Source organism: Streptococcus suis (assembly GCF_046032115.1).
Lineage (GTDB): Bacteria > Bacillota > Bacilli > Lactobacillales > Streptococcaceae > Streptococcus > Streptococcus suis_AJ.
Genome location: NZ_JARQOZ010000023.1, coordinates 1 through 13290, shown reverse-complemented (window position 1 = coordinate 13290; position 13290 = coordinate 1). Strand labels below are relative to the sequence as shown.

At 42.2% G+C, this 13290-nt stretch carries 13 protein-coding genes; all 13 read left to right on the top strand.

What is annotated here, in order from left to right:
- The first annotated feature begins 29 nt into the window (after positions 1 to 29).
- Positions 30 to 1052: a phosphoribosylformylglycinamidine cyclo-ligase gene (gene purM, locus P7J36_RS07710; protein WP_408551789.1), complete on the top strand. Its 1023-nt coding sequence runs from the start codon at positions 30 to 32 to the stop codon at positions 1050 to 1052.
- Complete coding sequence (purN, locus tag P7J36_RS07705; protein ID WP_408551788.1) at positions 1049 to 1603, top strand: phosphoribosylglycinamide formyltransferase; 555 nt, start codon at positions 1049 to 1051, stop codon at positions 1601 to 1603. The genes purM and purN overlap by 4 nt, the downstream gene beginning before the upstream one ends.
- Positions 1600 to 2325, top strand: a complete 726-nt coding sequence (locus P7J36_RS07700; protein ID WP_408551787.1) for a hypothetical protein — start codon at positions 1600 to 1602, stop codon at positions 2323 to 2325. Before purN ends, P7J36_RS07700 begins: the two co-directional genes overlap by 4 nt.
- A gap of 57 nt (positions 2326 to 2382) precedes the next feature.
- Positions 2383 to 3930, top strand: a complete 1548-nt coding sequence (gene purH / locus P7J36_RS07695; protein ID WP_408551786.1) for a bifunctional phosphoribosylaminoimidazolecarboxamide formyltransferase/IMP cyclohydrolase — start codon at positions 2383 to 2385, stop codon at positions 3928 to 3930.
- A gap of 86 nt (positions 3931 to 4016) precedes the next feature.
- Positions 4017 to 4793 (top strand): DpnI domain-containing protein, encoded by a 777-nt coding sequence (locus tag P7J36_RS07690; RefSeq protein WP_408551785.1) that lies wholly within the window; start codon positions 4017 to 4019, stop codon positions 4791 to 4793.
- Between the two features lie 89 nt (positions 4794 to 4882).
- Entirely contained in the window at positions 4883 to 5050 is a 168-nt protein-coding gene (locus tag P7J36_RS07685) for a DpnD/PcfM family protein (protein WP_408551784.1), read from the top strand.
- 182 nt (positions 5051 to 5232) lie between these two features.
- Positions 5233 to 6495: a phosphoribosylamine--glycine ligase gene (gene purD, locus P7J36_RS07680; RefSeq protein WP_408551783.1), complete on the top strand. Its 1263-nt coding sequence runs from the start codon at positions 5233 to 5235 to the stop codon at positions 6493 to 6495.
- Positions 6496 to 6520: 25 nt separating this feature from the next.
- A complete protein-coding gene (gene purE, locus P7J36_RS07675; RefSeq protein ID WP_408551782.1) occupies positions 6521 to 7009 on the top strand; it encodes a 5-(carboxyamino)imidazole ribonucleotide mutase in 489 nt (162 codons plus the stop codon).
- Complete coding sequence (purK, locus tag P7J36_RS07670; RefSeq protein ID WP_408551781.1) at positions 6996 to 8090, top strand: 5-(carboxyamino)imidazole ribonucleotide synthase; 1095 nt, start codon at positions 6996 to 6998, stop codon at positions 8088 to 8090. Before purE ends, purK begins: the two co-directional genes overlap by 14 nt.
- The gene (locus P7J36_RS07665; RefSeq protein WP_408551780.1) at positions 8078 to 9280 is read left to right on the top strand and encodes a hypothetical protein; all 1203 of its coding nucleotides are present in this window, start codon (positions 8078 to 8080) and stop codon (positions 9278 to 9280) included. Before purK ends, P7J36_RS07665 begins: the two co-directional genes overlap by 13 nt.
- A 61-nt stretch (positions 9281 to 9341) precedes the next feature.
- Positions 9342 to 10634 (top strand): adenylosuccinate lyase, encoded by a 1293-nt coding sequence (gene purB, locus P7J36_RS07660; RefSeq protein WP_408551779.1) that lies wholly within the window; start codon positions 9342 to 9344, stop codon positions 10632 to 10634.
- Between the two features lie 618 nt (positions 10635 to 11252).
- Positions 11253 to 12077 (top strand): ABC transporter ATP-binding protein, encoded by an 825-nt coding sequence (locus P7J36_RS07655; protein WP_029186643.1) that lies wholly within the window; start codon positions 11253 to 11255, stop codon positions 12075 to 12077.
- A complete protein-coding gene (locus P7J36_RS07650) occupies positions 12070 to 12813 on the top strand; it encodes an ABC transporter permease (RefSeq protein WP_398582541.1) in 744 nt (247 codons plus the stop codon). Before P7J36_RS07655 ends, P7J36_RS07650 begins: the two co-directional genes overlap by 8 nt.
- The last annotated feature ends 477 nt before the right edge of the window (positions 12814 to 13290 follow it).

Sequence of the window (13290 nt, the reverse complement as noted above, 5' to 3'; positions counted from 1 at the left end):
AGACCTGTAAACTGTTGAAAGGAATCAAAATGACAAATAAAAATGCCTACGCCCAGTCGGGTGTTGACGTCGAAGCTGGATATGAAGTTGTTGAACGCATCAAGAAACACGTAGCTCGGACAGAACGCTTGGGTGTGATGGGAGCTCTCGGTGGTTTTGGCGGGATGTTTGATCTAACCAAACTGGATGTCAAAGAGCCAGTCTTGGTATCAGGAACAGACGGCGTGGGAACCAAGCTCATGCTAGCTATCCAGTACGACAAGCATGATACGATTGGTCAGGACTGCGTGGCTATGTGTGTCAACGATATTATCGCAGCAGGTGCAGAGCCGCTTTACTTCCTCGACTACATTGCGACAGGAAAAAATGAGCCAGCCAAGCTAGAGCAGGTGGTTGCTGGCGTTGCAGAAGGCTGTGTCCAAGCTGGTTGCGGCTTGATTGGCGGTGAAACGGCTGAAATGCCTGGTATGTACGGTGAGGATGACTATGACCTGGCTGGCTTTGCCGTCGGCATTGCGGAGAAATCCCAGATTATCGATGGCAGTAAGGTCCAGGAGGGCGACATTCTCCTCGGCCTAGCTTCCAGCGGCATCCACTCCAACGGCTATTCCCTTGTCCGACGCGTTTTTGCAGATGTTTCTGGCGACGCTCTGTTGCCAGAGCTCAATGGCAGAGCTATGAAGGATGTCCTCCTAGAGCCGACACGTATCTATGTCCAGCAGGTATTGCCTCTGGTAAAAGCAGGGCTGATTAATGGTATTGCCCATATCACAGGCGGTGGCTTTATTGAAAATATTCCCCGTATGTTTGCTGATAACCTTGCAGCTGAGATTGAAGAAGATAAGATTCCAGTCCTCCCAATCTTTACTGCCCTTGAAAAATACGGCCACATCAAGCATGAAGAAATGTTTGAAATCTTCAATATGGGTATCGGCTTGGTCCTGGCAGTCAGTCCAGACAAGGTTGACAGCGTCTGTCAACTAGTTGACGAGGAAGTTTACATCATTGGTCGCATCATCGCCAAGGAAGATAAGAGTGTGGTCATCAAATGAAACGAATAGCAGTGTTTGCATCAGGCAATGGCTCTAATTTTCAAGTCATCGCAGAGCAGTTTGAAGTAGCCTTTGTCTTTTCAGACCGTAGAAATGCCTATGTCTTGGAACGAGCTGAAAAACTAGGTGTGCCTGCCTTTGCTTTTGAATTAAAAGAGTTTGCAGATAAACAGGACTATGAAGAAGCTATCATCCAACTGCTAGACCAATACCAGATTGACTTGGTGGTCTTGGCAGGCTACATGAAGATTGTGGGTCCGACCCTGCTGGCTCAGTACGAAGGTCGGATCATCAATATCCATCCAGCCTACTTGCCTGAATTTCCAGGAGTCCATGGGATAGAAGATGCCTGGCAGGCAGGCGTATCTGAAAGTGGCGTAACAGTCCACTGGGTTGATAGCGGCGTTGACACAGGACAAATTATCAAACAAGTCCGTGTTCCTAGATTGGCTGATGATACCCTAGAAACCTTTGAAGCCAGAATACATGAAGCAGAGTACCAACTCTATCCAGAAGTGCTGGAGAGTTTAGGGGTGGAGACAATAAAATGAGTGATAAGTATCAAAAGATAGATGGGTATTTTACCTTTATTGAACATTTCCTTCCGGATATTAAGATAGAGAATTTGGCAGACGAACTTTGGAAATATGCTGAAAAGAATTTATATAAGATAGATGATCGAAAAGATGAAGTTTGGAATGGATTAAAAGCATCAATTGAAAATAATATGCAAGAAGTATCTGTTAGGACATTTGGAGATAAAGGTAAAATACAAACAAAGGAAATTCTTGAAGAATTTTACTTATTTGTATTTGATGGAAAATCAATAATTAAAATAGATCCATCAAATAATTCTAAGGCTACATCTGTTCTCAATAAATTTACAAATTATACAAAAAATAAAGAGCATAAATCAAAAAATATTTTACAAAATTATCAAGTATCTCACGTATTTGGAAAAACGTTGAATTGCTATGCTTTTACAGCTCTTTGGAATATTCTATATCTACCTAAGATATTAGACCCTTTGACAGGTCATGAATCCAAAGGAGCTTTAACACAACAATTTACCTTACTTCTACAAGGTTATATGAAGAAAAACTATCGAAATCAAATTGAAGAATTTAATGAAATAATGAAGAAAACTTTCTTGCCTAAAATTGAGGAGTTTAGAGGGAGGAAAGATGAATTAGATAAAAAATATGGTTCTGAGATGGTTGACAAATTTTTTGATAAATTGAATGAAAATTTTTCTATCATACCTCTTGATTAAATTAATCTCACTTAACTATGTAAAAATAGGTATAAACCTAGGAAATAAGGAGAAATCATGACAAAACGTGCGTTAATTAGCGTATCAGACAAGGCGGGCATTGTGGAGTTTGCCCAGGAATTGACCAAACTTGGCTGGGAAATTATCTCGACCGGTGGTACCAAGGTTGCCTTGGATCAGGCTGGTGTAACTACCATCGCCATTGACGATGTGACTGGTTTTCCAGAGATGATGGACGGCCGTGTTAAGACACTTCATCCGAAAATCCATGGTGGGCTTTTGGCGCGGCGTGACACAGAAAGTCACTTGCAGGCTGCTAAAGACCATGAAATCGGCTTGATTGACTTGGTGGTGGTCAACCTCTATCCCTTCAAAGAGACTATTCTGCGTTCAGACGTGACCTACGACTTGGCAGTGGAGAACATCGACATCGGCGGTCCGTCCATGCTTCGTTCGGCAGCTAAGAACCACGCCAGCGTAACCGTTGTAGTGGATCCGTCAGATTATCCGACGGTTTTAGGGGAAATAGCAGAGCAGGGTGAGACGGCTTACTCAACGCGTCAGCGATTGGCAGCCAAGGTCTTCCGACACACCGCAGCTTATGATGCCCTAATAGCAGATTACTTCACCAAGCAAGTGGGCGAAGACAAGCCTGAAAAACTCACCATTACTTACGACCTCAATCAGCCTATGCGTTACGGAGAAAACCCCCAACAAAATGCGGATTTCTACCAAAATGCCCTGCCAACAGACTATTCTATTGCAGCTGCTAAGCAGTTAAATGGTAAGGAGCTGTCTTTCAATAACATTCGTGATGCGGATGCGGCTATTCGGATTATCCGTGATTTCAAGGACCGTCCGACTGTTGTGGCTCTCAAACACATGAACCCTTGTGGTATCGGGCAAGCAGAAACCATTGAACAGGCTTGGGATTACGCTTATGAGGCTGACCCAGTGTCGATTTTCGGAGGCATCGTCGTACTGAACAGAGAAGTAGATGCTGCGACGGCTGAAAAGATGCACCCGATTTTCTTAGAAATCATCATCGCACCGAGCTACTCGGCAGAAGCCTTAGCTATTTTGACCAATAAAAAGAAAAATCTGCGGATTTTGGAATTGGCCTTTGACGCACAGGATGCAAGCGAAGTTGAAAAAGAGTTCACAGGCGTTGTCGGCGGGCTCTTGGTGCAGGATCAGGACGTGGTGGTAGAAAGCCCTGCGGACTGGCAGGTGGTGACCGAGCGTCAACCGTCCGAGCAAGAGTGGGCGGCCATGGAGTTCGCTTGGAAGTCCTCCAAGTACGTCAAGTCCAACGGCATCATCATAACCAATGACAAGATGACCTTGGGCGTGGGACCGGGGCAAACCAACCGTGTGGCGTCCGTCCGTATCGCCATCGAGCAGGCCAAGGACCGTTTGGAAGGAGCCGTTTTGGCGTCGGATGCCTTCTTCCCCTTTGCTGATAACGTGGAAGAAATCGCAGCAGCAGGTATTAAGGCCATCATTCAGCCAGGTGGATCCGTCCGTGACCAGGATTCCATTGACATGGCTAACAAGTACGGCTTGACCATGGTCTTTACGGGAGTCAGACATTTTAGACATTGAGAAATTTGGAATAAGTATAGCACCCCAGCTGGAGAAGTTGGGGGTGGTTTTTGGTATAATGAACTTAATAATCGGTAGTATCTTAGATGGAGGGAATATTGGATTTACAGCTTAATATAGATTTGGTTTCAGGTTACCACAGTAACAGTCAAAAAGCTAGAGTTTTGACGGAGAATTGGGTAAACCAAAATAGTTACTGTCCACATTGTGGGCAGAAGCCATTAGTTCATTTTGAAAATAATAGACCAGTTGCTGATTTTTTCTGCAAAGCGTGTTCAGAAGAGTTCGAGTTAAAGAGTAAGAAAGGGAACTTTTCTTCCATCATCAGTGATGGTGCTTACGAAAGTATGATAGAGCGTGTTCAAGCAGATAACAATCCTAACTTTTTCTTTCTAACCTATTCAAAAGAGTTTGCAGTTACGAATTTTTTAGTTTTGCCTAAACAGTTCATTACGGTGGATACAATTATCAGACGTAAACCACTTGCTCCTACTGCCAAGAGAGCAGGTTGGGTGGGATGCAATATTGATTTATCACAGGTTCCATCATACGGTCGTATTTTTTTAGTGAAAAATGGCCATGTTAGAGAACCTGATCTTGTTTCCAAGGAATTTTCAGAAACATTGTTTATTCGAAAGCAAAGTATTGCGACGAGAGGCTGGTTATTAGAAATTTTAAAATGTTTAGATAAAATTGAAGAAAAAGAGTTTACATTGGAGAGATTTTACCAGTTTGAAAATGATTTGAAACAGAAGTTTCCAAATAATAAACATATCAAAGATAAAATTCGTCAGCAGTTGCAAATTTTACGTGACAAAGGTGTCATAGAATTTTTAGCAAGAGGAAGGTATAGAAAGCTATAATCAGATTTACGTAGAGAATTGCAGTAAGAAGTAGAATATGGTTTAAAATTGATGCAATATCACTGAAAGGATGGTCAATATGAAGGTATATGAAATTGTCTTTACTGGAAACTTTATCAAAAGTAGTAAAGATTGAAGCGAAGAATCGTGAGGAGGCACTTCAAGTAGCTCATGATAAATATATATCAGAAGAAATCGTTCTAGATGCTGGTAACTTTCAAGACTATGATTATAGGATTTTGATGGATTGGTTTTGATAGCTACAATGAACTATCTATTCAATCTCAACAAGGTTACTTATATGATTTGTTTAGATAATCAAGTTTGCTCACCTCGTGTGAGCTTTTTTTATTCCCGAACATTCTCCTGTTTTTTCTATTAAAATACGTCCATTTTTGCTATACTGTTTTTAGAAAATCCGTTTTTGAGGTGTGAAAAAATGAAACTTTTGGTTGTTGGCTCTGGTGGTCGTGAACACGCTATAGCAAAGAAATTGTTAGAGTCTGATCAGGTAGAAAAGGTCTTTGTCGCTCCTGGAAATGATGGAATGCTTTTAGATGGGATTGAATTGGTAAATATCGGTATTTCCGAACATTCTGCTCTCATCAACTTTGCTAAGAAAAATGACATTGCCTGGACTTTTGTTGGTCCAGACGATGCTTTGGCAGCAGGTATCGTCGATGATTTTGAACAGGCGGGACTAAAAGCTTTTGGCCCGAGTCGTCTAGCCGCGGAGCTGGAGTGGTCAAAAGACTTTGCCAAACAAATCATGGTCAAATACGGCATTCCAACAGCAGCCTTTGGCACATTTTCCAACTTCGAAGAAGCCAAATCCTACATCGAAGAGCAGGGGGCTCCAATCGTGGTCAAGGCGGACGGTTTGGCACTGGGCAAGGGTGTGGTCGTGGCGGAAACCGTCGAGCAGGCGGTCGAAGCGGCACGGGAGATGCTCTTGGACAACAAGTTCGGTGACTCGGGTGCCCGCGTGGTCATCGAGGAGTTCTTGGCGGGCGAGGAGTTTTCCCTTTTTGCACTGGTCAACGGCGACCAGTTCTACATCCTGCCGACAGCCCAGGACCACAAGCGTGCCTTTGACGGCGACCAAGGTCCTAACACAGGTGGCATGGGGGCTTACGCTCCTGTTCCCCACCTGCCTCAAAGCGTGGTGGACACAGCAGTTGAAACCATTGTCAAGCCTATTCTGGACGGCATGATTGCGGAAGGGCGGTCTTATCTGGGCGTGCTCTATGCTGGCTTGATTCTGACCGACCAAGGTCCCAAGGTCATCGAGTTCAACGCCCGTTTTGGCGACCCGGAAACCCAGATTATCCTGCCTCGTCTGACCTCCGACTTTGCTCAGAACATCGACGACATCCTCCACAAACGCCCGACCCAGCTGACTTGGCTGGATAGTGGCGTGACGCTCGGTGTGGTCGTGGCTTCAAACGGCTACCCTCTGGACTATGAGAAAGGCGTAGAGTTGCCAGCGAAGACCGAGGGCGACATCACGACCTACTATGCTGGGGCTCGTTTTGCGGAAAATAGCAGAGCACTGCTGTCAAACGGCGGTCGGGTCTATATGCTGGTCACCACAGCAGATACCGTCCAAGAAGCCCAGGAAAAAATTTACTCGGAGTTGAAAAATCAAGATACGACAGGCCTCTTTTATCGGACAGATATTGGAAGCAAGGCAGTAAAATAAGGGATAAAGAAAAGGAAGTATAAGCATGAACATTCCAATTTCCATCATCATGGGCTCTAGTTCCGACTGGAAAACCATGAAAAAAGCAGCCGATGTGCTGGATAAATTTGGCGTAGCCTATGAAAAGAAGGTAGTGTCTGCCCACCGCACCCCAGACCTTATGTTTCGTCACGCCGAAGAAGCTCGTGGTCGTGGCATCAAGGTCATCATCGCAGGAGCGGGTGGTGCGGCTCATTTGCCAGGTATGGTAGCGGCCAAAACCACCCTGCCTGTCATCGGTGTTCCAGTCCAATCCCGTGCCCTCAGCGGTATGGATTCGCTCTATTCTATCGTGCAGATGCCAGGCGGTGTGCCTGTTGCGACTATGGCGATCGGCGAAGCAGGTGCCACCAATGCAGCCTTGATCGCTCTTCGTATTCTCTCCATTGAAGATCAAACCATTGCGGCTCAGCTGGCAGATTTTGCCAAGGAACAGGAAAAAATTGCGGAGGCGATGACAGATGACCTCATCTAAGACAATCGGAATTATCGGAGGCGGTCAGCTGGGGCAGATGATGGCTATTTCCGCTATTTACATGGGCCACAAGGTCATCACGCTGGATCCTGCTGCAGACTGCCCAGCCTCCAAGGTCAGCGAGGTCATCGTCGCTCCCTATCACGATGTGGCAGCCCTCAAACAGTTGGCGGCGCGGTGCGATGTCCTGACCTACGAGTTTGAAAATGTCGATGCCGACGGACTGGACGCGGTCATCAAGGATGGCCAGCTCCCTCAAGGGACAGATCTCCTCCGCATTTCCCAGAACCGCATTTTTGAGAAGGATTTTTTGGCAAAAAAAGCTGGCGTGCAAGTCGCCCCCTACAAAGTCGTCACATCTAGCCTAGACTTAGAAGGATTAGACCTCAGCAAAAACTATGTCTTGAAAACAGCCACTGGGGGCTATGACGGACATGGCCAGAAGGTCATTCGAGAAGAGGCGGACTTGGTAGAGGCTAGTCAGTTAGCCAACTCTGGCGAGTGTGTCTTGGAAGAGTTTGTGAATTTTGACCTGGAAATCTCCGTCCTTGTGTCTGGGAATGGCTCCGACTACACCGTCTTTCCTGTGCAGGAAAATATCCACCGCAATAATATTCTTTACAAAACTATCGTGCCTGCCCGTATTTCAGATGAACTTGCTGAAAAAGCCAAAACCATGGCCCTGCAAATCGCAGACAAGCTCCATTTAGCAGGTACTCTCTGTGTTGAGATGTTTGTGGCAGGTCAGGATATTCTGGTCAATGAAATCGCCCCTCGCCCACATAATTCGGGGCATTATTCTATTGAAGCCTGTGATTTTTCACAGTTTGATACCCATATCCGAGGCATTTTAGGGGATCCTCTACCCCCTATCCGCCTGCTTTCTCCAGTAGTTATGATTAACGTCCTCGGACAAGACATGGAAGCAGCCCAAACTTTTCTTCAAGAAAACCCTACCGCCCATCCCCACTTTTATGGTAAACTAGAAGCGAAGCACAATCGCAAAATGGGACACGTGACGGTGCTGACGGATGACGTTGAGGTGGAGTTTGGGAAGGATAGACTAGTGTGTATGAAATAGTTACAATTTTTATTTTTTTGCTTATTATTTCGAGTTATATAGTTTATAAACAAAAAAAGAATGATAAGTATAATAACTCTCCCATAAATTTATTGATTGAGAGAGCGTATTCTATTTGGTATTCTAATAGTGGTAGAATCATTAATAAAAAGTATTCAACTGTTTTTGAATTTGATAAGGTTCAATTAGAACTTAAAGAAGATTTAGTGAGCAAGGGAATAACAATCGAAGATATTAAAAAGTATTTGGAATTCTTAAAAAATGGAACAGGAAGTTACTTTACTTCACGAGATTGGCTGGTTACACTTATCAGTGGAATTGGAAGCTTAGGCTTGACTTCTATTTTTAAAGAATTATTCCCAGAATTTCAATTACCTACCATGGATAAAATGGTTGAATTATTTTCTGATAAAGAGGTAGTAACTAATGTAAAGTTAGGATTTTTATTTGTGCTTTCAATAGCAATAATAATAATGTTTTTGTGGGTAATGATCAAAATTTCGAAAATTGATGTTATTTATAAAGATAAGCAACGAGTGTTTTTATTAGAAAGATTGATAGAAATATGGTCATTTGGAGTTAATGAAGAAGTCGGTACACTGGAAGAGATTTTAGAATTGGAGAAAACTAAAGATAGAAGAGATACTGTTTATAAAAAAATGGTATTTACTCAAACTAAACTGGAAAAACTGCAAGTAGAAGCCTTGGGTGAGACGCTAAGAGATAATTTCCTATTTATTTCAGAAATACTAAAGATTAGTTTACTAAGAAGGAAGATTAAACAGTGTTTGAAATTTATTTTGAGTTATACGGTATCTTTTTTACTAGTGGCAGGTATAGTATGTCTAGAGCTGTCTATCCGACAATTGAATATATTTTTTTATGTAGCTTACATTATTGTTGGAATGTTACTATGTATTCTCTGGATTCCATTTTATTTTTCACAAATGGATATGTATACCGATGATTTAACTGCTTTAAAAACAATCTGGTCTGTCAGAGGATTTAATCTTGTGTTGTTAAAAAGAGGTTGGCTAGCAAGCTGTATTCCAATTGTTTATACTATCCCATTTATTTTTAATTGGTTTATATCAAGAGAAAATTTTGCGATTGTAAGTTTTGTGGTAGTTATACTGCTCGGGATATTGGGACTATTTTGTAGGATTGAAAGGCATAATGTAAATCCTTAGTTCGATAACTAGCAATCAGGAAATATAAATTACTTTAACATATTAATTATAAGGAGAAACAATGATCAATCGTTATTCCCGTCCTGAGATGGCGGCTATTTGGAGTGAAGAGAACAAGTACAAGGCTTGGTTGGAGGTGGAAATCCTCGCAGATGAGGCTTGGGCTGAGTTGGGTGAGATTCCCAAAGAAGATGTGGCCTTGATTCGTGAGAAGGCGACTTTTGACATCGACCGCATTTTAGAAATAGAAGAGGAAACCCGTCACGATGTGGTGGCTTTCACGCGTGCGGTTTCGGAAAGTCTTGGTGAGGAACGCAAGTGGGTCCACTACGGTCTGACGTCTACCGACGTGGTGGATACGGCTTACGGTTACCTCTACAAGCAGGCCAACGACATTATCCGTCGTGACCTTGAAAACTTTACCAATATCATCGCCAACAAGGCGCGTGAGCACAAGTACACCATCATGATGGGCCGCACCCATGGTGTCCATGCGGAGCCAACGACCTTCGGTTTGAAATTGGCGACTTGGTATAGCGAAATGAAACGCAACATGGAGCGTTTTGATGTAGCAGCTAAGGGCGTTGAGGCTGGTAAAATTTCAGGTGCGGTTGGAAACTTTGCCAATATTCCACCATTTGTGGAAGAGTATGTTTGTGGCAAATTAGGCATTCGTCCGCAGGAAATTTCTACCCAGGTTCTTCCTCGTGACCTCCACGCAGAATATTTCTCAGCCCTAGCCTTGATCGCAACGTCTATCGAGCGTATGGCGACAGAAATCCGTGGACTGCAAAAATCTGAACAACGTGAAGTCGAAGAGTATTTTGCCAAAGGCCAAAAGGGCAGCTCTGCTATGCCCCATAAACGCAACCCTATCGGCTCTGAAAATATGACCGGTCTGGCTCGTGTGGTGCGTGGTCACTTGGTGACGGCTTTTGAGAATGTGGCTCTCTGGCACGAACGCGATATTTCCCACTCATCAGCGGAGCGGATTATCACGCCGGATACGACTATTCTTATCAACTATATGCTCAACCGTTTTGGCAATATCGTCAAGAACTTGACGGTCTTCCCTGAAAATATGAAACGCAATATGGAGTCAACTTTTGGCTTGATTTACAGCCAGCGTGTGATGCTCAGCTTGATTGAGAAAGGCATGACCCGTGAGGAAGCCTATGATTTGGTGCAACCAAAAACTGCACAGTCTTGGGATAATCAAGTGGACTTCAAGCCCCTTCTTGAAGCGGATGAGCGCGTGACAGCTAAACTTAGCCAGGAAGAAATCAATGAGCTCTTCAACCCAGACTACTATGCTAAGCGGGTGGATGATATCTTTGCTCGACTTGGTTTATAAAAAATTAAAATTCTTTGGATTTTCCAGAGAATTTTTTTGTTTACTTACGAATAAATAGGTGAAGGGAAAACAAGCTCCTTCCGCTAGACAATCATTCGTGAGTAAAAATAAATGATTTTTTACAAAAGTTTACGAATAGATAAGTGTAGGGGAAGAAAGCTCACAGCTTATTCAAAAAAAGTATCGTCATTTAGTTTTTCTTTTATTACTTCGACGATTGAGGAAACGTCGTTTCCTTATTTCCAACTTCAAACACTCCACTGGAGTGTTTGAACTCGCCTTGCCTGATTGAAACAGTCTGGGGGACTGTTTCAAGTCAATGCCTAGAAACAAGAAAGCATTGAGTTATGCCTGCGGCTCGTTGCCTAGTACTAAAAGTAAACTAAAAGACTATAAAAAATTTTTTCAAAAAATGCAAACGATTTGCGAATAAGTAAGTGAGAGGGAAAATTCCCCTCAGGGAGATACATACTTGAAAAAAATAAATTATTTTCAAAATGATTTACGAATAAACAAGTGTAGGAAAAATGAAAGGAGAAGAAGGATGATTATAGCACCAGCTTTATGGATTTTATTATGGTGGAAAAAATAAGTTTGTTTTAATTTAGGAGAGTAGAGATGATAACAGTTCAACATATCCATAAACAGTTTGGAGACAAGGTTGCCTTAGACAACATTAGCTTTGACATTCAAAAAGGACAAATCTTTGGATTCTTGGGTCCCTCTGGCTCGGGAAAGACAACCATGATTAAGATTATTACCGGGCAGCTACCAGCAGATAGTGGAAAATCTTATCTACTAGGTAAAGAATCGACCCTATTGTCACCAGAGGACTTTGAAGCAATGGGCTTGGTCAGTGATTCAAGTGGTTTCTTCGAGAAGATGACCTTGGAAAATAATTTGTTGTTCTATGCAAAATTCTTTGGTGTCAGTTCGAAAGAAGTAGAGGTTATTCTACAAAAAGTAGGATTGCTGGATAGTAAAAAGACAATTGCAGAAAAACTATCTACAGGCATGAAGCAACGAATGTTGCTTGCAAGAGCCTTAATCAATTCACCAAAAGTATTGTTTCTTGATGAGCCGACAAGCGGTCTAGATCCTACAACTTCAAAGCGGATTCATGAACTCTTATTGGAGCTAAAAGGTAAGGGGACGACGATCTTCTTGACCACGCATGATATGGCAGAAGCGACATTCTTATGTGATCAATTGGTTCTATTGAATCAAGGAAATTTGGTTGAAAAGGGAAGTCCGCAGGATTTGATTCATAAGTATAATGTCACTAAAAAAGTGAGGGTTACTTTTGAGGACGGTAGTGATCATGAGCTATTGTTTAGTGAATTGACACCTGAGAAGTTAGCTCAGGCGACAACTATTCACTCTTGTGAGCCGACTTTGGAAGATATTTTTATTCAACAGACAGGAGCAACCTTAAATGTATAAACGATTTTTAGCCTTGCTTTGGCTTCGAACACAAGTCTTGGTGACCAATAAGAACATTCTATTGCCAGTATTGATGCCCTATTTCATGTTACTACTGTTTAAGTTTGTGATGAAAACAGATGATACCAAGGCAATGGATTTAATGGGAATTTGTTTTTCAATGGCTATTGGTATGTCAGTAGGAAGTCCTATATCAGCAATGATTTCTGAAGAAAAGGAAAAGAATAATCTGTCTACCTTGTTACTGACAGGTGTTCGCCCGAGTGAATATGTGCTGTCTATTTTGTGTTATCCTGTTGTCATTAGCTTTGTCAACCTCATTCTATTTCCAGCTATCACACAGGCTGATGTATCAGGATATATTCTTAGCTATTCGGTTATCATGCTTTTGACATCACTGGCTTCCATTTTAATCAACCTTTTAATCGGGGCAACTTCCCAATCTCAATCCAAGTCACAGGTTACCTCGATGCTTATCACAATGGCAGTATCTATGGGACCAAGCCTGTCTTTGATGAATGAGACAGTGGGGCAGATTTTGAAATATAGTTTTCTAGGAGCTTATATTGAATTTTTCAAAAATCCCCATTTTAAACTTTTGGATCAAGAATTCTATTACCTATTGGGGTGGATTGCCCTGATTAGTTTGGCCTTGATTCTCTACTTGGGAAATTGGCGGAAATATTTTAGGAACTCCCTATCAGGAATAAAAGAAAAAATCCAATATTCTTTATAATATGAGTAAATTAGAAAGGAGAAATTTATGGTATCAGCATTCATTATCGGTGTCGGTGTAGGAATTATTGTTTATTGTATTCAAAACTAATAGGAAATTGAAGAAAGAGTATTATATTATGAAGGAGGAGAATTATATGTTAGTAGCTGCAGTTGCAGGTTTCGTTGTAGGATATGTGGCGGCACATTATTTGAGACCATAACTGAATAAGAAGAATTCTTTGGATTTTCCAGAGAATTTTTTAGTTTCCCTTAAGTTTTGAGAGTTATACTCTATTTAAGCTAGAAATAGCAAAATTTTTACTGAATGATTTTCAGTATCGTCATCCGTAAGAGCTAAAGCTCAAACGGCTGGCATATCTTTTTCATATAATCTCCAGAAAACAGTCGGCAAAGTGAAGGAACCCACTGAAAAAGTCATCAACTTGATGGCTTTTTTTGCTATACTAGAGTCGAGGTGATTCCTATGCTTGATAAT

Coding starts and splice junctions, on each gene's coding strand:
- purM (WP_408551789.1), top strand. CDS start 30: ATGACAAATAAAAATGCCTACGCCCAGTCGGGTGTTGACGTCGAAGCT.
- purN (WP_408551788.1), top strand. CDS start 1,049: ATGAAACGAATAGCAGTGTTTGCATCAGGCAATGGCTCTAATTTTCAA.
- P7J36_RS07700 (WP_408551787.1), top strand. CDS start 1,600: ATGAGTGATAAGTATCAAAAGATAGATGGGTATTTTACCTTTATTGAA.
- purH (WP_408551786.1), top strand. CDS start 2,383: ATGACAAAACGTGCGTTAATTAGCGTATCAGACAAGGCGGGCATTGTG.
- P7J36_RS07690 (WP_408551785.1), top strand. CDS start 4,017: ATGGAGGGAATATTGGATTTACAGCTTAATATAGATTTGGTTTCAGGT.
- P7J36_RS07685 (WP_408551784.1), top strand. CDS start 4,883: ATGAAATTGTCTTTACTGGAAACTTTATCAAAAGTAGTAAAGATTGAA.
- purD (WP_408551783.1), top strand. CDS start 5,233: ATGAAACTTTTGGTTGTTGGCTCTGGTGGTCGTGAACACGCTATAGCA.
- purE (WP_408551782.1), top strand. CDS start 6,521: ATGAACATTCCAATTTCCATCATCATGGGCTCTAGTTCCGACTGGAAA.
- purK (WP_408551781.1), top strand. CDS start 6,996: ATGACCTCATCTAAGACAATCGGAATTATCGGAGGCGGTCAGCTGGGG.
- purB (WP_408551779.1), top strand. CDS start 9,342: ATGATCAATCGTTATTCCCGTCCTGAGATGGCGGCTATTTGGAGTGAA.
- P7J36_RS07655 (WP_029186643.1), top strand. CDS start 11,253: ATGATAACAGTTCAACATATCCATAAACAGTTTGGAGACAAGGTTGCC.
- P7J36_RS07650 (WP_398582541.1), top strand. CDS start 12,070: ATGTATAAACGATTTTTAGCCTTGCTTTGGCTTCGAACACAAGTCTTG.